Source organism: Paraburkholderia sp. J7 (assembly GCF_905220155.1).
Taxonomy (GTDB): Bacteria; Pseudomonadota; Gammaproteobacteria; order Burkholderiales; family Burkholderiaceae; genus Paraburkholderia.
Window position 1 is genome coordinate 157,635 of the sequence record NZ_CAJMYZ010000010.1, and the last position, 18,403, is coordinate 176,037.

Below are 18,403 nucleotides of genomic sequence, written 5' to 3' on the forward strand. Positions count from 1 at the left end.
ACAACCACGAGCTTACGGATCGACAGCGGAAAGAAAATGGAATTCTTCGCCGCCCCCCCATGACAAAAGTTCAACCCGGCCCGGATCATGAACTCACTGCAACAACGCCTGAAGCTCCGTCACATCACCGTCGTGGTGGAAATTGCGCGGCTAGGCAGCCTGCAAAAAGCGGCTGAAGCACAGAACGTCAGTCAGTCCGCGCTTTCCAAGGCGTTGGCCGAGATCGAGGGGATAGTCGGTGCGCAGCTTTTTGAACGCACGCCGAGCGGAATGCGCCCGACCCTTTACGGCGAAACCCTCGTGCGTCACGGCCATCTGATCGCGAGCGACGTTCAGCGGGCGGAGGCCGAACTCGAGGCGTTGCTGAATGGAGATATCGGCAACCTGTCGATAGGCATCTTTTCGCCGCTTACCTGGTGGGGGACGCTATCGGATTGCGTGAGCGACTTTCGGATCAAGTGGCCACGCGTGCGACTAGCGCTGCGCGAAGGTTCGATGGAAATGTTGCTCGAGAATCTCGACCAGGACCTCGTGGATATCGTGATCGGGCGGATGGCCAGTGGCTTCGGCAGCGAACTCTATAAACTCGAGATGTTGAAGCGTGACATGCCCGTCTTTCTCGCCCAGCGAGGACACGCTTCGACTCTGAAGCCAGTGGCGCTCCGCGAGCTTCTCGACTACCCGTGGATACTCCCGCCGCAGCCGAATATCATCAGGCAACAGCTCGAGTTCGCGATCCGGGACATGGGGCTGGCCATGCCATCGAATGTGTTGTCTTCGCAGGTGTCGCCGCTGGCCTTTCGTTTGGCCAGCCAGAGCGATGCCCTCGTTCTCTCGTCGGAATGCATCGCCGACGAGCTATGCGCCCAGTATCGCCTGCAACTCGTGCAGTGTGAATTGCCGCTGCATATCGGACCGCTCGTCGCCATCACGCGTAGCGATAAACCGCTCACGCATGCATCGGCAACTTTTCTAAGGGAGCTTAAAGGGCGATTAGGCCACGCCCAAATGGAGGAGTGAGTTTGACTGCGTGCGACTGAACAGCAGACAACCTAGCGCCTCGCCGCGCGCTTGAGGGTTTGCGACGGCGTTTCGCCAAAGAGCTGCTTGTAATCGTTGGAAAAGCGGCCGAGATGCGAAAAGCCCCAGTTCATCGCGATGGAAGAAACATTGCGCTCGGAGCAGTCGGAAAGAATTTCGCGCCGCACGGCTTCGAGCCTGTACTTCTTCAGATAGGCCATGGGCGCGTGCCCGAAGTGCTGCCCGAAGCCTTCGAACAGCTTGTAGCGCGAGACGCCCGCTGCGCGCTCGATGTCTTCGAGTGCAATGTTTTCACGAGCGTTGTCGTGGATAAACTGTTTCGCGCGCAACAAATAATGCGGACACGCCGGGCGCATTGCATCGGCAAGCGCCTGCGAGTAGTTGTGCGGCTGCGAGAGCAACAGCCCCTTGATCAGCGCCTGTTCGAGATCGCCCACCATCTGCTGATGATTGAGCAACGGGCCGGCGCTCCCCATTTCGGCCAGCAGGAACTTGACCATGCGCCACCACGATGCCTGATCGCCGTCGGCGGCATTCATCTGCGGCTCGAACGTCAACGCGGCCTCGAGCGGCCGCTGCAATAGCCCTTCCAGCACCTGACGCAAGGCCGGGCTCGGAATGGACACGATGATCTTGCGGCAATTGCCCGTGATTGCCAGGTCCTGCGTCTCATGCGGCGACAGCACGAGGCCGCTGTCCTGGTCCGACAACCACAGGCGGCCGTGCGCGGCAAGTTCCTGTTGCCCCGTGAGCGGCAAACTCACGCTATAGCAGTTGAGTGGTGCTTCGTTGTGCACGGAGACGGTGACGTCGGTGCCGTACTCGACGTAACCCAACGTGCTCGCCATGGAGCGCATTACCGTGCCGCTATGATGGAATTGCAGTGCCTTCGGGCTGCGAACCTGCAGCCCATGCGGTCCGCAAATCGACGCCATCCAGTCGCGCGCGCCTTCGAGGTCGTGACGCAGTGCGTCAATACCTCGGCTGTCGTGGGCGGCGGGGGTTGGCATGGCGTATCACTGAGCAATGGGGGAATGCTCAATGGTAAACCACGCCACGCGCGGACAAAATAACGAAACACCCCGAGTGCGTACAACCCCGCAGCGTTACACAGCGGTTTGCGCGCTGTTGCTGTCCCCAAATTTTTCGTAGTAAAGACGATGGTCGTCGAGGCTTGCGTTCGCGAGCCATGTCTTGATCGCCTCGACCATCGGCGGCGGCCCGCACACATACATGTCGAACGGGTTCGCTTCGAGCATCTCGCGGTCGAAGTGTTCGGGAATGAGCCCAGTCTTGCCTTGCCATACTTCAGACGGATTCATCACCACGATATCGCACGCGAAGTTTGCAATGCGCTCCTCGTACGCCTTCAAACGATCGAGTTCGCACAGGTCACGCGCGTTCGTCACGCCATAGTAGAGGTGAACCTTCTGGCCACAGCCGCCCTTGTGCGCGAGATCGTCGAGCATGCCCAAAAAGGCCGAGAGCCCCGTGCCGCCTGCCACCATCACGAGCGGCCGTTCGACCTGCCGCAGATAGAACGTGCCGAGCGGCGCCTCGAATTCGACGCTCTGCCCCGGCTCGCAGCGCTCGCGCATGTAGTTGCTCATTGCGCCATCGGGCAACAGGCGAATCAGGAACTGAAGCTGGTTGTTGTCGTCGGGCCGGTTGGCAAACGAATACGAGCGCCACACGTCCGCGCCCGGCACTTTCAGGCGCGCATACTGCCCGGGCAGGAAGTCGAGCCGACCTGAGTGAGCACTTGCGTCCAGATGCAGGATCGCCGTCGTTTCGGACACCTGCTTAACGGCCGTGACCCGGCCCGTGATCGACGTGGTGCCGCCCGCGCTGCACAGGCTCGAATCGAAGTCGAAGTAGAACGACGCGTCCGATTGCACGCGCGTCTGGCAGGACAGGATCTTGCGTGCGGCGAGATCGTCGGCGGTCAGCGTTTCTTCGTCGACGTAGTCGAGCGTATAGGTGCCCGATTCGCAGCGCCCCTGGCAGGTTCCGCACACGCCCTCACGGCAATCGAGCGGAATGCTCACACCATTGCGCAGCGCGGCGTCGAGCAGGAGTTCGCCCGAGCGGACATCGAAGAACACGGTCTTGCCATCGGCAAAACTAAAGGCGACCTTGTGGCTCATTTCGTGGCACTCCCGCTTACAGATGGTAGAAGTCGAGCACGGCATTGATCGTGTCGTTGAGCAGAAGGACATGCTTGCGCGCGATCTTCCAGGTGTCGCCTTCCGGGCGCAACTGATACGTGACGCGTCCGAAGAAGTGTTCGGCAACGCCATGGCGCGCGTAAAACGTGGCCCAGTTGGCCTTCACTTCCAGCTCGCCGTTTTCGCGCTCTGCAATACGCACATTGGTGATCTGGTGCAGCGTGCGCGGCAGCGGCGTCGACGCCGCTGACTTGCCCGTGCGCAGGCGGAACACGCGATCTTCGAGACCCGTGCGGTTCGAGTAGTAGATGAGCGACATGCCGCGCTTCGGGTCGGTCGTGTACACGTGCTCGGAGTCCCATTGGGGCACGTGAAATTCGCTGTGTTCATCGAACAGGTCGAGGTACTCGTCCCAGCTCTGTGCGTCGCAAAGCTCGGCCTTGCGATACAAAAACTGCTCGACCGCTTGTTGCTGCGTGTGCGTGATGGCCATGGCTCAAGCCTCCTTCGTGGTGTTCGACTGCTGTGCGAGTCCCTTCAAGAGATACGTCTGCCACGCGCCATGCTGGTTGACGTAAAGCCCCTCGTGGGTCAGCTCCGTGCCGCACAGCACAGGCTCTATGCCGAGCAGGCGTGCACTCGCGGTCTCGCCCGCCACCCATTTGTGATGACCGCGCGAAATATCGCTCCAGCGCTCGAGGCGTGCCTGGAAGCCGCGTTGCTGCTCGCGGAATTCCACGAGATCATCCGGCGTGCCCATGCCTGAAACATTGAAGAAGTCTTCGAACTGGCGAATGCGGCTTTCGCGGTCCTGATCCGATTCGCCTTTCACGCCGATACACTGGCTGATGACCTCCGTTTTATTCCAGGCGACCGGACGCACGATACGTAACTGCGAGCTGATCTGATCCATGAAAAAGAGGCTCGGATAGACGTTCAGGTTGCGCAGCCGATGCATCATCCATTCGGCCTTCTCTTGACCATATGTCTCGACGAGACGCGGCATGACGCTCGCATAGCCGGGGCGCACGCTCGGGTTCGGCATGTCGCTGAACAGGACGCTATGGCCGTTCTTGAACGCGAACCAGCCGTCGTCGGTTTCCGCGTCGCCCGCGCCGAGCTTGCTGTAGTCGAGCGTGCCATTCGCCGCGCCGCCGTTCTGCGCGTTCGCCTCTTGACGGCGTTGCACCGTGGCGACGTAGTTGTAGTGAACCGTGCTCACGTGATAGCCGTCGAGGCCATTCTCGTTCTGCAGTTTCCAGTTGCCTTCGAAGGTATAGGCGGACTTGCCCGGCAGCACCTCGAGTTCGCCCGTGGGCGATTGCGCGACCATCATGTCGAGGAAGATGCGCGAGTCGCCAAGGTATTCTTCGATCGTATCGGTCCCATCGACGTCGAGGCTGATGAACACGAAGCCCTTGTAACTCGCGATACGCGCCTTCTTGAGGCCGCGCGTGGACTTGTCGAAGTCTTCGCAGTACTCGCCGGGCGCCTTGACCTTGACGAGGCGTCCATCGCTTTTGTAGCACCACGCATGGAACGGGCACGTGAAAGTCGACTGATTGCCCTTGCCCATGCGCGTGAGCGTCGCGCCGCGATGCTGGCACGCGTTGATCATCGCGTTGAGCTGGCCATTGCCGTCGCGCGAAATGATCATCGGCTGGCGACCGGCGCGCATCGTCATGAAGTCATGGGGCTTGGGGATCTCGCTCTCGTGGCACGCGTAGATCCAGTTCTTTTCGAAGATGAATTCCATCTCCAGGTCGAACAGTTGCGGCTCCGTGAACATCTCCCGCGCAATGCGATAGACGCCTTCTGCCGGACGGAAATCGAGGCATCCGCCAACGAAATCCTGCCATTGCGACGCGATTTTCTCTGTGCTCACGATGGGTTCTCCTCCTGCCATTTAGCGGTCTTGCGACCAGGTCCTTGATGAGCTGGATTGAATACCCACGGCGGCGCCGGCGCTATCCGCCTGGTCGGCGTTCGCTATCCACTTTTTTTGCCACGCGTTTTCTTCGTGGCCGGACGTGGCTTTGCGACGCCCGGCGGCCGGCCATGCACAGGCCGCTGCCTGGCCGCTTCTTGGCCCTTTCGCGCCCGTGCCGAAAAAAACGGATAGTGAGTGTCGACCAGGTGGATAGCGCCTGCGCGGGCCCGGATATCTAATGCGCTCAACGCCCCCCTAAAACCAGTTGGAGACAGTCATCATGAGCGTGAAAGTATTCGAAACCAGCGAAGTGCAAGACCTGTTGAAGGCCGCCACGAACGTGGATGGCAACGGCGGCAATACGCGTTTCAAGCAGATTGCCCACCGCCTGCTGAGCGATCTGTTCAAGGCGATCGACGATCTCGACATCACCCCAGATGAGGTCTGGACCGGCATCAACTATCTGAACAAGCTCGGCCAGGACGGCGAAGCGGCGCTGCTCGCGGCAGGCATCGGACTGGAAAAGTATCTGGACATCCGCATGGACGCCGCCGACGAGCAAGCGGGCATCAGCGGCGGCACGCCGCGCACGATCGAAGGCCCGCTGTACGTTGCGGGCGCGCCGGTGCGCGACAGCGTTTCGCGAATCGACCTCGACGCCGATGAGCAAGCGGGCCCGCTCGTGATTCGCGGCACGGTCAGCGGCCCCGACGGCAAGCCGGTAGCAGGCGCCGTGGTCGAATGCTGGCATGCCAACTCGAAGGGCTTTTACTCGCACTTCGACCCGACCGGCGCGCAGAGCGACTTCAACCTGCGCGGCGCGGTGAAGACCGGCGCCGACGGCAAATACGCATTCCGCACGCTCATGCCCGTGGGCTACGGCTGCCCGCCGCAAGGCGCCACGCAGCAGTTGCTGAACGCGCTGGACCGTCACGGTGAGCGTCCGGCGCACGTGCACTTCTTCGTCACGAGCGACGCTCACCGCAAGCTGACCACGCAGTTCAACGTCGAGGGCGATCCGCTGATCTGGGACGACTTCGCCTACGCCACGCGTGAAGCGTTGATTCCGTCGGTGACGGAAAAGACCGGCGGCGCCGCGCTCGGGCTGAAGGCCGACGTGTACAAGGACATCGAGTTCAACCTCACGCTGACGCCGTTCGTTCAGGGCAAGGACAACCAGATCGTCAACCGGTTGCGCGCCGCCGCTGTGGCATAACTGTCGTCAAACCAGCGAAGGCGCCGACTCGACACGGCCCGCACGCCGCCGATACAACCAGAGCGTCGCCGCGAACCCGCACAGCGCGGCAAAGCTGAGCCAGTAGCCGGGCGCAGCTTTGTCGCGCGTGATCTCAATCAGGTACGTCGACACCGCCGGCGTGAAGCCGCCGAACAGTGCCGTCGCCAGACTGAACGCCAGCGAGAAGCCTGCGACGCGCACCTGGGCCGGCATGACTTCGGTGAGCGCGGCGACCATCGCGCCGTTGTACATGCCGAAGAAGAACGAGAACCACAGCAGCACGATCAGCATGCGGCCAAAACTCGGCGCAACGGCAAGCCACGAAAGCGCCGGATACGCCGTGAGTATTGCCAGCGTGGAGATGGTGAGCAGAATCGGCTTGCGGCCTATGCGATCCGAAAGCGCCCCGCCAATCGGAAGCCACGCGAAGTTCGAAATGCCCACGAAGAGCGTCACGATGAGCGTATCGGCCGTGGAGAGCTTGAGTACGGCTTTGCCGAAGGTCGGCGTATAGACGGTGATGAGATAGAACGTGGTGGTCGTCATCGCCGTGAGCAACATGCCGGCAATCACGGTGCGCCAGTTGACCAGCAGCATCGCGAAGATTTCGCGCGCGCTCGGGTGATGCGGGCGAGCTTCGAACGCAGCGGTCTCCTGCAGCGAGCGGCGCAGAATGAAGAGAAACGGCACGATCGCGCAGCCGATGAAAAACGGAATGCGCCAGCCCCACGCACCGATCTGCTGCGCGGAAAGCCACTGATTCAACGCGTAGCCGAGCGCGGCGGCCATGACGATCGCGACCTGCTGGCTCGCCGATTGCCAGCTCGTGTAGAAGCCCTTGTTTCCGGGCGTCGCCATTTCCGCGAGATACACCGAAACCCCGCCGAGTTCCGCGCCCGCCGAAAAGCCCTGCAACAGCCGGCCGAGCAGCACGAGCGCGGGCGCAAGCAGCCCGATGCTCGCGTAACCGGGTACGCAGGCAATCAGGATCGTGCCGCTTGCCATGATGGACAGCGTGACGATCAGGCCCATGCGCCGCCCTACCTTGTCGATATAGGCGCCGAGCAAAATCGCGCCGAGCGGACGCATGAGGAAGCCCGCGCCGAATACGGCGAAGGTCAGCATCAACGACGCATATTCGCTCGACGAAGGGAAGAAGATCTTCGAGATCGAGGTGGCGTAAAAGCCGAACAGAAAGAAGTCGAACTGTTCGAGGAAGTTGCCGCTCGTGACGCGCAGCACGGCCGCTGCCCGCGAGGCACGCGAGGCTTGCGAGGCGCCGTGCACGCCCGAAATGGCGCTCGGCTCTGTGGGGTTCATGGGACGTCTCCTGTGGTTGTTGATGTCGTGCGGGGGAGCATGACGCTCCCCCGTTTTTGCCCGCTTCTAGTCTGAACCGAGACTTAGCGTATTGCGCTGTCGCTTTTCTATCGACGATTTGAGCAACGCCGCCGAGCGGAAGATGCCGTGTGCAAACTTCCCGTAAGGCAGCGTCGCGAACAGCGCCATCACGATGCCCAGGTGAATCGCGAGCAGCGACGGCATGGCGGAAGTCGCCCGCAAAACCATGAGCGCGAGGCCCGACGCGCTCGTGAGCAGCAGGAGCGCGATGAAACCGCGGTCCATCGGGCGCTGGCGCGTATCGCCCTGCTGCGCATGCCGTTTGAGGTTCAGCCACAGCAGCCCCGCCGGCCCAATGATCAGACCGATGCCGCCCAGCGTGCCCAGCAGCACCGGCACGCTGAAGAAAGGATACGGCGCTTCCAGCCCGAGCACGTAGTGATAAGCCGTCGCGACCGCCGTCGCGGCAAAGCACAACATGAAGCCGTAAAACGTCAGATGGTGGAAGCGCCTTCTCGCAAGCGTGAAGGCGTCGTTCGATTCGTTGCAGCCGTCGCCGTGGCCGCCGTCGAGGTACTTGAGCGTCAGCGCGTTTTTCGCGGCTTCGGCGAGTGCAGGCGCGCTCGCGTTCGCCGTTCCTGCCGATACGTCACGCCAGAAGCGCGTCACGCCCACGCCGAGCGCCAGCACGGCGAACAGGAACACCGCGCCGAACATCGCAGCAAGCAGGTTGTGCGGGAAGATCGCGTAAAAGCTCACTGCGGCGGTGTCGCCCGAGAGTCCGCCATGCATCGCCGTGCCGAGCAGCAAGAAGAGCGCGAGCCCCGCTGCGAGCGCGACTGAAAGCGTGAGGCCATTGCGCTTGTACAACGCGCCAAATGCAGCCGGAAACGCGTATTCCGTGTAGGTTTCCAGGCGGACCTGCGCCATCGCCTTCGGCACGTTCACGGCGAATTCGTGCGGCGGCGCGTACTGGCAGGCGTGATAGCACGCGCCGCAGTTGTGACACAGGTTCGCGAGGTAGTTCACGTCCGCCTTGCCGAATTCGAGGCGACGCGTCATGGCCGGAAACACGGCACAAAAACCTTCGCAATAGCGGCAGGCGTTGCAGATCTGCATCTGCCGCGCCACTTCGCTTTCGCTGTCGCTCATCGGCACGATGGGGATCACCCGCGCGCCACCGCCTTGCGTCCCGCGAGCTGGCATCTTTGCATCGGCTGACGCCGTGCGCGTGTGTTCGGCCGCGAGGGCGTCAGTGCGCTGCATGGTGAGTCTCCGTCGTCTGAAGTGCGGCGCGCGCAGCCTGCGTGCCTGCAATACGTCCAAATGCGGTGCCGATGGACATGCCGACACCCGCCGTATAGCCCTTGCCGAGCACGTTGCCCGCCATCATCTCGCCCGCGACGAACAGGTTCTCGCTCGCCTCGCCGCCGAAATGGACCTGGGCGCGGTCGTTGGTTTTCAGGCCGAGGTACGTGAATGTGATGCCGGGCCGCAGTGCATAGCCGTAGTACGGCGGTGTATCGATGGGGCGCGCCCAGTGCGTCTTGGGCGGCGCAATGCCGTCGGTATGGCAATCGTCGAGCGCGGTGTGATCGAAGGTGCCGACACGGCACGCCTCGTTGTAACGTGTGAGCGTTTCCATGAACCGCGCTTCAGGCAGGTTCAGCTTGCGCGCGAGTTCGGGCAGCGTGTCGGCTCTTTCGCCGGGAAACACAGGCGGCATGAAACGGCCGATGGCTTTCGAATCGATGATCGAATAGCCAATCTGACCCGGCTGCTGCGCGACGAGCCGCCCCCAGATCGCGTAGCGCTTTGGCCAGAAGTCCTCGCCTTCGTCGTAGAAACGCTCGGCGTCGCGATTCACGACCACGCCGAGCGACACGCAGTCGATGCGCGTGCAGATGCCGCCGTCGTAGAGCGGCGCGCGCGCGTCGATGGCGACGCAATGCGACTGCGACGGGTCGCCGATCATGTCCGCGCCCGCGTCGATCATGTGCCGGATGAGCACGCCCATGTTGAAGCGCGTGCCGCGAATGCGGAAGTTGTCGGCGGGCCATTCGCCGCGCTCGTTTTGCCCCCACGCTTCGCGCAGCCATTCGCGGTTCGATTCGAAGCCGCCCGCCGCCAGCACGCAGGCGCGCGCCTCGAAGCGCTGGCTGCCGCTCTTCGCTGCAACGAAGCGGCCGTCTTCCAGTTCCAGCGAGTCCACCGGCGTGTCGTAGCGAACCTCCACGCCAAGCGCTTGCGCACTGCGGTAGTACGCGTTGACGAGCGCCTTGCCGCCGCCCATGAAGAACGCGTTGGTGCGCGCCACATGCAGCGCGCCGGAAAGCGGCGGCTGGAAGCGCACGCCGTGTTTTTGCATCCACGGACGGCACGTGGATGAGGCCCGGATCGTCAAACGCGCGAGATGCTCGTTGGTGATCCCGCCCGTGACCTTCAGCAGGTCTTGCCAGAATTCCTCTTCGGGATACGCGTCGACGAGCACGTCCTGCGGCGCGTCGTGCATGCAGCGCAGATTGCGCGTGTGCTGTGAATTGCCGCCGCGCCACTCGCGCGGCGCCGATTCGAGCAGCAGGACCGACGCGCCGGCCTCACGCGCCATCAACGCCGCGCATAGCGCGGCATTGCCTCCTCCGATCACAAGTACATCGACCATCCTGTGTGCCTCCTTTCGGGCACACTCTAATGACCGCGCGCTCGCCTCGCCATCAGCGAGCCGTTAATGGGTCTTCAGTTTTCGTGAAGACCGCCATCAGGGCGCAGGCGCGCGCCGGGCCAGCGCCCTTCGTGCACCAGTTGGCGGGCCACATCGGCGAGCACGACACGCGCCGCCAGCCCCGCAGGCGACAGTTCGTCGTCGGAAACACTCGCGATCATGTTGGGGCGTGTTGCAAAGCTATCGGCCACGCGCACGCTCGCCAACGTCGCGTTCTCCGGGCGCGCGAGCGCTGCGCCGGGCTGAATGGTCGCGCCGAATCCGGCGCGGACGTAATCCATCAGCAGCGCCAGGCCGTCCACTTCGGCAATGACATTGGGTTCGTATTTGGCGCGTTTGAACGCGGCGCTCAGCAGCGAACGCAGCCCGTGCGTGCCGCTCGGAAGAATCAGCGGCAGCCTGCCGATCTGCGCAAGACGTACCGAAGCGCCGCTGGGCATGCCATCGAGATCGCTCGCGCCGATAACGAATAGCCGCTCCTCGAGCAGCGACGCCACGCTCCAGCGTTGCGCCGGGACCTCGCGAAACAGCACGGCAAGATCGATTTGCCGCGCGCTCAACATGGTGGCGAGATAACCGGAAAGGCTTTCGACCATGCGCAGACGCACATGGGGATAGCGCTCGCGCATGGCCTGCATGAAGGCAACGCCAAGCACGCTCGCCGTGCTCGGCGCCATGCCGACGCTCACGTGCCCGGATAAACGCGCTTCGCGTGCGGCGAGCGCGGCATCGTCGATATGCCGCAGCGCGAGTTGCGCCTGACGCCAGAACGCGAGGCCGGCATCGGTTGGAACGACGCCGCTGGACGTGCGCTGCAGCAAACGTGTGGAAAGCTCGCCCTCCAGGCGGCTAATCTGCTGACTCAGCGCCGATGTCACGACACCGAGTTCCAGCGCGGCTTTGCCCATGCTCCCGTGTTCGACGACACTGAGAAAATAGCGCAGTTGTCTGAGTTCCATTTCATGATCGGCAAGAGCGGAAATTGCGGGCTATTGTCGCAGAATGGAATCGGCTTCCCGCTACGACGGCATCGAATCGAGGAAGACATAGAGCGCGGCGATTTTCTCGTCGCGAACGATGATCACATCCACGCCCGTATAGTCGGGCGCCTCGCCCCGCGGGCCCGATCCCCACGACAGACGGCCCGCGTTGTGCAGCGCCTGTGGCTCACCGAGCGGCACGTAGGCGAAATGCGGGTGCGTCGCGCGCAGGGCCCCGGCGAAGGTGTCGAGCGCATCGTGGCCGGCGAATACGCCGGGCGGCGCGTAGAGCACACAGTCCTCTGTATAGAGTTCCTCGATCGCCGCGCGGCGACGCTTTGCATCGCCTTCGCCGAAAACCTCTTGCAGGTTGCGATAGAGCAATTCGTTGATCCGTTCGTTCATGGCATTTCTCCTTATCGGTTCAGTCAATCGCACTACTGATTAAATCCGGGCCTTCCCACCGCCGACGACAATCTCCGTACCGGCGTTGTGACGAGACAAATTTAAGGCCGCATGCTATTTTTCGAAATAGAAATGACCGAAAACCATCGTTGCAAAATTGGCGATGTCAAAGCTACCGGACTTCGAAGGATTCGCGATGTTTGCGAAGGTTGCCGAGGAAGGTTCGTTCGCGGCTGCCGCGGCGGCCATGGGCGTATCCGTCGCCACAGTCTCCCGCGCCGTGACCCGGCTCGAGGAGCGGCTAGGCGGCAGGCTGTTCAACCGCACGTCCAGGCGGCTCGCGCTCACGGACTATGGGCATACGCTCGCCGAGCGCGCGTCGAAAATCTACGCCGACGCCGAAGAGGCTGAGGATTTCGCGCGTGAGACGTCGAGCCGGCCGCGCGGCCTGGTCAAGCTCGCGGCACCGCTTTCCTTCGGCGCGCGCTGGGTGGCGCCACTTCTGCCCGAGTTCTTCCGGGCCTATCCCGACATATCTGTGGAGCTTCATCTCACGGATGCCCAAGCCGATCTGATTGGCGAGGGGTTTGACGCCGCCCTGCGTATCGCCATCCTCGAAGATTCCTCGCTCGCGGCGCGTCTCATCGCGCCCGTGCGCCGGTTTATCGTGGCATCGCCCATGTATTTGTCGCGCAATGGCCGGCCGCAGCATCCGCATGACCTCGGCGCGCACCAATGCCTGACCTATGCCAACAGGAGCCGGCGGGACGTTTGGCGTTTTACGCACGAAAATGGCGAGGAATGCATGCTCACGCCAAGCGGCGCGCTGCGAGCCACGACCGTGGAAGCGTTGCTGCCCACGCTCCTCGCCGGACTCGCCGTCGCCGAGCTTCCCGAGTTCGTGGCGACGCAGTATTTCGCGGACAAACAACTCGAACCGATCTTGACCGACTGGCGCTTGCCCGAAGGCGGCCTGTATTTCGTCACGCCCACTGCCCGCACACGGCCAGCCAAGGTAGGCGCATTGGCCGACTTCTTCATCGCGAGGCTCACAGCGGCGCAATGGAGTGCCGAGACGCTGATGGGTTGGAAGCCGCCGGGCGAGCGCAGCCGGTGATTGCGTGATTTGCTTTATCGGCGAGCGGCAATGCGCTCTGGCGCGATTTTCGCGTGATTGCACTCGCCTCGAACCGAGTCTATAATTGAGTGCGTACTCACTCTACATTGAACCGAAATACGATGGCACGTCCTTTGAGCCCTGAAAAGCGCAATGCCCTGCTGGTTGCGGCAACACAAGCCGTGGCCGAACAGGGCGTGCTGGCCAGCACGGCGAGTATCGCCCGGCGCGCGGGTGTTGCCGAAGGAACGCTGTTCACGTATTTCGAGAACAAGGACGTGCTGTTCCAGGAACTGTATCTGCACCTCAAGCACGAACTGGCTGAAACCATCATGCCTGGCTATCCTTCCGAGGGGGACTTCCGGCATCGGCTGGAACATGTCTTCCAGCACTATGTGCGCTGGGGCGTGGCGAACACGGCCGGGCGGCTCGCTATCGCCAGGCTTTCGGCTTCAGGTCAGTTGTGGGATCAGACGCGGACACAAGGCATGGAGCCGTTCATGGCCGTTTCGCAAATGATGGAGGAAGCGGTGCAGCGCGGCGTACTGCTGGACGCACCGATCGCGTTTCTCTACTCCATCATCGAGCGCATTGCCGATACGACGATCGAATTTGTCGAGCGCCAACCCGACGATGCCGAGCGTCACCGCCAGCTGGGTTTCCATGCCGCCTGGCGAGCCATCACGCCGTAAAAATTTTCTTTAATAATTGAGTGCGTACGCACTCAATGCGAAAAAGGAGAAATCAACATGTCCAGTCAAAAGTGGTTCATTACCGGCGCATCCGGCGGTCTCGGACTTGCCCTCGCCGAAAAGGTGCTGGCCGAAGGGCATCGCGTGGTTGCAGCCGTGCGGCGCGTGGCAGCATTGGACGCGCTCAAGCAGTCCTGGCCCGGTCAGCTCGAAGTGGAGTCGGTCGACGTGACCCGGCCCGAGCAGGTACAGGCTGTGGCGGCACGCCACCCGGATGCCGATGTCGTCGTCAACAATGCGGGCGGCGCGGTCATCGGCGCGATGGAGGAGTTGAGCGAAGCCGACATCGAGCAGCAGATCGCGCTGAATCTGCTTGCGCCCATCCACGTCACGCGCGCCTTTCTTCCCGCGATGCGCGCGAGAAAGCACGGTACGTTCATCCATGTCACCAGCGTCGGGGGACGTGCGGCCTTTCCGAGCGGCTCGATGTATCACGCCGCGAAATACGGTCTCGAAGGCTTTGCCGAAGCGGTGAGCCAGGAAGTGGCCGAGTTTGGCATCAAGACCCTCATCATCGAACCGGGCTCCATCAAGACGGGGTTCGTCGCGAATATTCGCTGGACCGAGGCGCTTGCGGATTACAAGGACGGTGTCGTCGGCAAGCTGCGCCAGCAGATCAAGGAAGTCGGCGATGAGTATGCCTCGGGCGATCCCGTGAAAATGGCCGGCGCCATCTACGAGGTAAGTCAGTTGCCGCAGCCGCCGCTGCGTACTGTTCTCGGCGGCGACGCCTACGCGGTGCTCGAAGCCGGCTATACGCGCAGTCTCGCCGCGCTGCAGGCTCAAAAGGACCTTGCCAACTCGGTGATGTTCGAAGGCAAGGCAGGATTCAATCCGCAGTGAGCTTTGCGAGTCGCGTATCGCAGGCATTCACCCGCCCATTCATTCCCAAATTGTCGATGCCGCTCGCTCGACGAAGGTTGAAACGATCATGTCAAAAGTCTGGTTGATTACTGGCGCGTCCCGCGGTCTGGGCCGCGCCATTCTCGAAGCCGCGTTGCAGGACGGCGGCAAGGTGCTGGCGAGCGCGCGCGACACGTCGCGTCTCGCCGATTTGCAGGCGCGCTATGGCGAGCGCCTCGCGACGTTCGAACTGGACGTCACGAACGAAGAACAGGCACAGCAGGCGGTGTCCGAGGCGGCACGACGATTCGGATGCCTTAACGTTCTGGTCAACAATGCCGGTTATGGACACATTCAGCCGTTCGAATACATGCCTGCCGATGATTTCCGCGCGCAGATCGAAACCAACTTCTTCGGCGTGGTGAACCTCACGCGCGCGGCCATCCCCGTGATGCGCGCCCAGGGCGGCGGCCATATCTTTCAGGTCTCGTCGGCAGGCGGGCGCATCAGCAGTCCCGGGCTCTCCGCTTACCAGGCGGCCAAATGGGCCGTTGGCGGATTCAGCGACGTCGTGGGCAAGGAGGTCGCGCCGTTCGGCATTCGCATCTGCACGCTGGAACCCGGCGGCATGCGCACCGAATGGGGCAACGAGGCGCGTACGACGCTGCACACTCTTCCTCAGGACTACGAGGCTTCCATGGCCGGATTCAAGGCGCTGATCGACGCGTACGTGGGTCACGAAGTGGGCGACCCCGAGCGCATTGCGAAGCTGATCGTGATGCTCGCCTCGCATGAAGCGGTGCCCGCGCGGCTCGTGCTCGGCTCGGATGCCTGGCAGATCGTGGAAGCCGAGGAGCAGGCCCGCCGCGAATCCATGCAAGCCTGGAAAGCCGTGACGCTCGCGGCCGACTTCGATTCCGCAATGCCCGCGTGGCCGTCGGAGTGACATCATGCGCGTCGTACTGATCGGCGCGACCGGCATGGTCGGCCAGGGCGTGTTACGTGCGTGCCTGGCGGCGGCGGACGTCACCGAAATCATCGTGATCGGCCGGCGCGCGCTGGAGGGTTACGATGATCCGCGACTCAAGGTCTTCACCGTGCCGGATCTTGGAGACTTTCAAGCCACTGACGAAGCGTTTTCCAGTATCGACGCGTGCTTTTTCTGCGCAGGCGTATCGTCCTTCGGCATGTCCGAAGCGGCCTATCGGGCGATCACCTACGATCTCACGCTTCACATCGCTCAGGAACTGCTTCGCGTGAGCCCCGCGATGACGATGGTCTATGTGTCCGGCGCAGGCGCGGACAGTAGTGAACGAGGCAACAGCATGTGGGCCCGCGTGCGCGGACAAACCGAAAACGGGCTGCAGCGCCTGTCGTTTCGGCAGGTGGCTATCTTCCGGCCGGCGGCGATCTTTCCCGAGGACGGCATACAGTCGCGCACGGCCGCGTATCGGTGGATGTACGTCGCCCTCAAGCCGCTACTCGCACTGGTTCGGCGAATCTCGCCAAGTAGCGTATTGACTACCCGAATCATTGGCGATGCGATGCTAAACGCGGTGCGCCGCGGTGTACCGCAAGCTATCCTGAAGCCTGCCGATATTCATCGACTCGCCAGTTCGCGAGCGTGATCCAGTTGCGCGCATGCGCGGTCCCTGCGTGCGTCGCTCGATGGCTTATGCCTCCAGCGATTCGTGCGACGCGCTCGCGGAACAGTCGCGCAGTTGCTCGATCAGCCATCTTCCAGCCGGACCAGGCGGTGCCGCAACGGGGTACACGGCCAGCATCGGAAGAACGAGCCCACCGGCAGGCACGTCTTCGACGCGAAGTTCAACGAGCCGTCCTGCCGCAATGTCGTGCTGGATGGCATGCACCGGCATGCCGCCCCAACCTAGCCCGTGCACCAAAAGCGCATGCTTGGCAAACAGATCGGCAACGCGCCAGGTCGCCCCAGACATCACGCCGAATTCGTGGCCTGCCGACAAATCGGTCCGGTCGGTTAGCACCAACTGCGTATGGCGCGCGAGTTCATCCTTGGGAATCGGCCCACGAATCGCGGCTAGTGGATGCGTACTGGCCGCAACCATCGTAAATGCGACGCCAGCGAGCCGCTCCGACGTCAGTCCTCGCGGCACAAAAGGCAAGGAACCCACGATGCCAACCGCAGCACGTCCGTCCATGACGGGTTGATAAGCACCGCCGAGCGCTTCCGCGTAGAGTCGCAAGGGTACACCCGGAAAGTGCTCGCGAAACGCCTTCGCGGCCTCCACGACAACCTGAAACGGGAAAAAGACATCCACCACGACGGACAATTCAGGTTCGAGCCCCGCTGCCATGCCCTTGGCACGCGCCTTCATTCCATCCACGCCGGAAACAACATTGCGCGCGTCGGCCAGCAGCACACGCCCTTGCGCGGTCAGAACCGGGTAGCGCCCTCGCCGGTCGAACAGCGCTACGCCGATCTGTCCTTCCAGATTCGACACCAGCTCGCTGACCATCGATTGCGCGCGGCGAAGCTTCCTCGCCGCCCCGGAGAAGCTGCCTTCGTCGACCGCCGTGATGAATGCCCGGAGCTGGTCCAGCGATACGCCATCCAACATTTTGGTTTCCTAAACTCGAAAACTTACCGGGGCAGAAGCGGACAAAGGCCGCCCCGTCGATGCTGCACGGGCGGCCCGTCCTGCCCCGAGGCCCATCAGCACCATGCCCGGCAACACGTCCAGCGCATAGCTGCCCCCAACCGGCGCACGCGCGAACAGCGCGAGGCCGGCCGCCGCCAGCAGCAAGCCGAGCGTGAGCGGCGCGCGAATGCCGAAGCGCATGACCAGTCTTGCCGAAAGACCCAGTGAGAACGCCGCCATGATGATGTTGGCCGGAAGGAAGGCCAGTCCTACCTGCATGGCGTTGTAGTCCAGCAAGCGCTGCATGTAGAGCGCCGAGATGAAGAACCACGCGAACAGCGCCGCCGCCCACAGCACGCCTACCACATTCGCCGTGGCCACGTTGCGCAGCGCGAACATATGTAGCGGCATGAGAGGATGCGACACACGCGATTCGATGAGGAGAAATGCGAGCAGGAGCGCGATGGCAATACCCAGCTGGACGAGGGTTTGCGCGGACGTCCAGCCAGCTTCGTTGCCATGCACGACGGCGTACACCGCCAGCATGAGCGATGCCGTCACGGCGATCGCGCCCGCCACATCCAGCCGGGCGCGATCCGCGAGAGGCTTGCCTGCCGGCAGCAGCGCCACGCAGCCGGCATACACCCCCACGCCAATCGGCAAGTTGACGAGGAATATCCAGTGCCAGTTCAGCGCGCTCGTCAAGACGCCGCCCAGCAACACGCCGATGCTGCCGCCGCCTCCGCCCACGAACCCGTAAATGCCCATCGCCTTTGCGCGGTCCGCCGGCGAGGTGAACAAACTCATGATGAGTGAGAGCGACACGGCCGAGACCACTGCGCCGCCCAAGCCTTGAACCGCGCGCGCCGCGATCAGCAGCGCTTGCGAATTCGCGAGCCCACAGGCCGCCGAAGCCAGCGTGAAGACCGTGATACCGAGCAGGAACAGGCGCCGATGGCCGAACAGGTCGCCAAGCCGCCCGCCCAGCAGCAGAAAGCCGCCGAAGGTCAGCATATAGGCATTGACGACCCACACGAGGGAGGTCTCGGTGAACTTCAGATCCGCGCGGATGGACGGCAGTGCAACGTTCACGATAGTCGTGTCCAGCACGATCATCAGCACGCCGAGGCACAGCACCATGAGGGCAAGCCAGCGTTTGCGTTCGTCGATTCCATGCGTCATGTCACGGCCCCTGGAAATGACGGTCATCATACGCTCCGGTTAAATGCAATCAACTAACGGCCGCCGG

General features: G+C 62.7%; 17 protein-coding genes and 1 pseudogene. 7 read left to right on the forward strand and 11 right to left on the reverse strand.

Annotated elements, in window-relative coordinates:
* Positions 1 to 87 precede the first annotated feature (87 nt).
* Positions 88 to 1,020, forward strand: a complete 933-nt coding sequence (locus U5A58_RS18060; RefSeq protein WP_321962467.1) for a LysR family transcriptional regulator — start codon at positions 88 to 90, stop codon at positions 1,018 to 1,020.
* Positions 1,021 to 1,052: 32 nt separating this feature from the next.
* Here U5A58_RS18060 and U5A58_RS18065 read toward each other — a convergent pair whose 3' ends face one another.
* From U5A58_RS18065 to antA, 4 genes are all read right to left on the reverse strand, one after another.
* The gene (locus U5A58_RS18065) at positions 1,053 to 2,051 is read right to left on the reverse strand and encodes an AraC family transcriptional regulator (protein WP_321962468.1); all 999 of its coding nucleotides are present in this window, start codon (positions 2,049 to 2,051) and stop codon (positions 1,053 to 1,055) included.
* Positions 2,052 to 2,147: 96 nt separating this feature from the next.
* Positions 2,148 to 3,188 (reverse strand): anthranilate 1,2-dioxygenase electron transfer component AntC, encoded by a 1,041-nt coding sequence (gene antC, locus U5A58_RS18070; protein ID WP_321962469.1) that lies wholly within the window; start codon positions 3,186 to 3,188, stop codon positions 2,148 to 2,150.
* Positions 3,189 to 3,204: 16 nt separating this feature from the next.
* Positions 3,205 to 3,702: an anthranilate 1,2-dioxygenase small subunit gene (gene antB, locus U5A58_RS18075; protein WP_321962470.1), complete on the reverse strand. Its 498-nt coding sequence runs from the start codon at positions 3,700 to 3,702 to the stop codon at positions 3,205 to 3,207.
* Between the two features lie 3 nt (positions 3,703 to 3,705).
* Complete coding sequence (antA, locus tag U5A58_RS18080; RefSeq protein WP_321962471.1) at positions 3,706 to 5,094, reverse strand: anthranilate 1,2-dioxygenase large subunit; 1,389 nt, start codon at positions 5,092 to 5,094, stop codon at positions 3,706 to 3,708.
* A gap of 325 nt (positions 5,095 to 5,419) precedes the next feature.
* Here antA and catA point away from each other — a divergent pair, with 325 nt between their 5' ends.
* On the forward strand, positions 5,420 to 6,355 hold the full coding sequence (gene catA / locus U5A58_RS18085; protein WP_321962472.1) for a catechol 1,2-dioxygenase: 936 nt from the start codon (positions 5,420 to 5,422) through the stop codon (positions 6,353 to 6,355).
* A 6-nt stretch (positions 6,356 to 6,361) separates the two neighbouring features.
* Here catA and U5A58_RS18090 read toward each other — a convergent pair whose 3' ends face one another.
* The 5 genes from U5A58_RS18090 to U5A58_RS18110 all read right to left on the reverse strand — a co-directional run bounded on the left by U5A58_RS18090 (position 6,362) and on the right by U5A58_RS18110 (position 11,824).
* A complete protein-coding gene (locus tag U5A58_RS18090) occupies positions 6,362 to 7,696 on the reverse strand; it encodes an MFS transporter (protein ID WP_321962473.1) in 1,335 nt (444 codons plus the stop codon).
* A gap of 66 nt (positions 7,697 to 7,762) precedes the next feature.
* Positions 7,763 to 8,983: a tricarballylate utilization 4Fe-4S protein TcuB gene (tcuB, locus tag U5A58_RS18095; RefSeq protein ID WP_321962474.1), complete on the reverse strand. Its 1,221-nt coding sequence runs from the start codon at positions 8,981 to 8,983 to the stop codon at positions 7,763 to 7,765.
* Positions 8,970 to 10,379, reverse strand: coding sequence for an FAD-dependent tricarballylate dehydrogenase TcuA (gene tcuA, locus U5A58_RS18100; RefSeq protein WP_321933739.1), 1,410 nt, complete (start codon positions 10,377 to 10,379; stop codon positions 8,970 to 8,972). Before tcuA ends, tcuB begins: the two co-directional genes overlap by 14 nt.
* 74 nt (positions 10,380 to 10,453) lie before the next feature.
* Complete coding sequence (locus U5A58_RS18105; RefSeq protein WP_321962475.1) at positions 10,454 to 11,398, reverse strand: LysR family transcriptional regulator; 945 nt, start codon at positions 11,396 to 11,398, stop codon at positions 10,454 to 10,456.
* A gap of 60 nt (positions 11,399 to 11,458) precedes the next feature.
* Positions 11,459 to 11,824 carry a nuclear transport factor 2 family protein gene (locus tag U5A58_RS18110; protein WP_321962476.1) on the reverse strand — a complete coding sequence of 122 codons (366 nt, stop codon included), beginning with the start codon at positions 11,822 to 11,824 and terminating at the stop codon, positions 11,459 to 11,461.
* Positions 11,825 to 11,987: 163 nt separating this feature from the next.
* On the opposite strand from U5A58_RS18110, the gene U5A58_RS18115 reads away from it, so the two are divergent.
* The 5 genes from U5A58_RS18115 (at position 11,988) to U5A58_RS18135 (ending at position 16,164) form a co-directional block, all read left to right on the forward strand.
* A complete protein-coding gene (locus tag U5A58_RS18115) occupies positions 11,988 to 12,941 on the forward strand; it encodes a LysR family transcriptional regulator (RefSeq protein WP_321962477.1) in 954 nt (317 codons plus the stop codon).
* A 122-nt stretch (positions 12,942 to 13,063) separates the two neighbouring features.
* Positions 13,064 to 13,633 carry a TetR/AcrR family transcriptional regulator gene (locus U5A58_RS18120; protein ID WP_321962478.1) on the forward strand — a complete coding sequence of 190 codons (570 nt, stop codon included), beginning with the start codon at positions 13,064 to 13,066 and terminating at the stop codon, positions 13,631 to 13,633.
* A 57-nt stretch (positions 13,634 to 13,690) separates the two neighbouring features.
* On the forward strand, positions 13,691 to 14,536 hold the full coding sequence (locus U5A58_RS18125) for an SDR family NAD(P)-dependent oxidoreductase (RefSeq protein WP_321962479.1): 846 nt from the start codon (positions 13,691 to 13,693) through the stop codon (positions 14,534 to 14,536).
* An 88-nt stretch (positions 14,537 to 14,624) separates the two neighbouring features.
* A complete protein-coding gene (locus U5A58_RS18130; protein WP_321962480.1) occupies positions 14,625 to 15,482 on the forward strand; it encodes an SDR family NAD(P)-dependent oxidoreductase in 858 nt (285 codons plus the stop codon).
* Positions 15,483 to 15,486: 4 nt separating this feature from the next.
* Complete coding sequence (locus U5A58_RS18135; protein WP_321962481.1) at positions 15,487 to 16,164, forward strand: NAD-dependent epimerase/dehydratase family protein; 678 nt, start codon at positions 15,487 to 15,489, stop codon at positions 16,162 to 16,164.
* Positions 16,165 to 16,209: 45 nt separating this feature from the next.
* Here the strand turns inward: U5A58_RS18135 and U5A58_RS18140 are convergent, their stop codons facing one another.
* Positions 16,210 to 17,133, reverse strand: coding sequence for a LysR family transcriptional regulator (locus U5A58_RS18140; protein WP_321962482.1), 924 nt, complete (start codon positions 17,131 to 17,133; stop codon positions 16,210 to 16,212).
* 72 nt (positions 17,134 to 17,205) lie between these two features.
* Positions 17,206 to 18,336, reverse strand: a pseudogene (locus tag U5A58_RS18145) (MFS transporter); the annotation flags it as partial.
* Positions 18,337 to 18,403 lie beyond the last annotated feature (67 nt).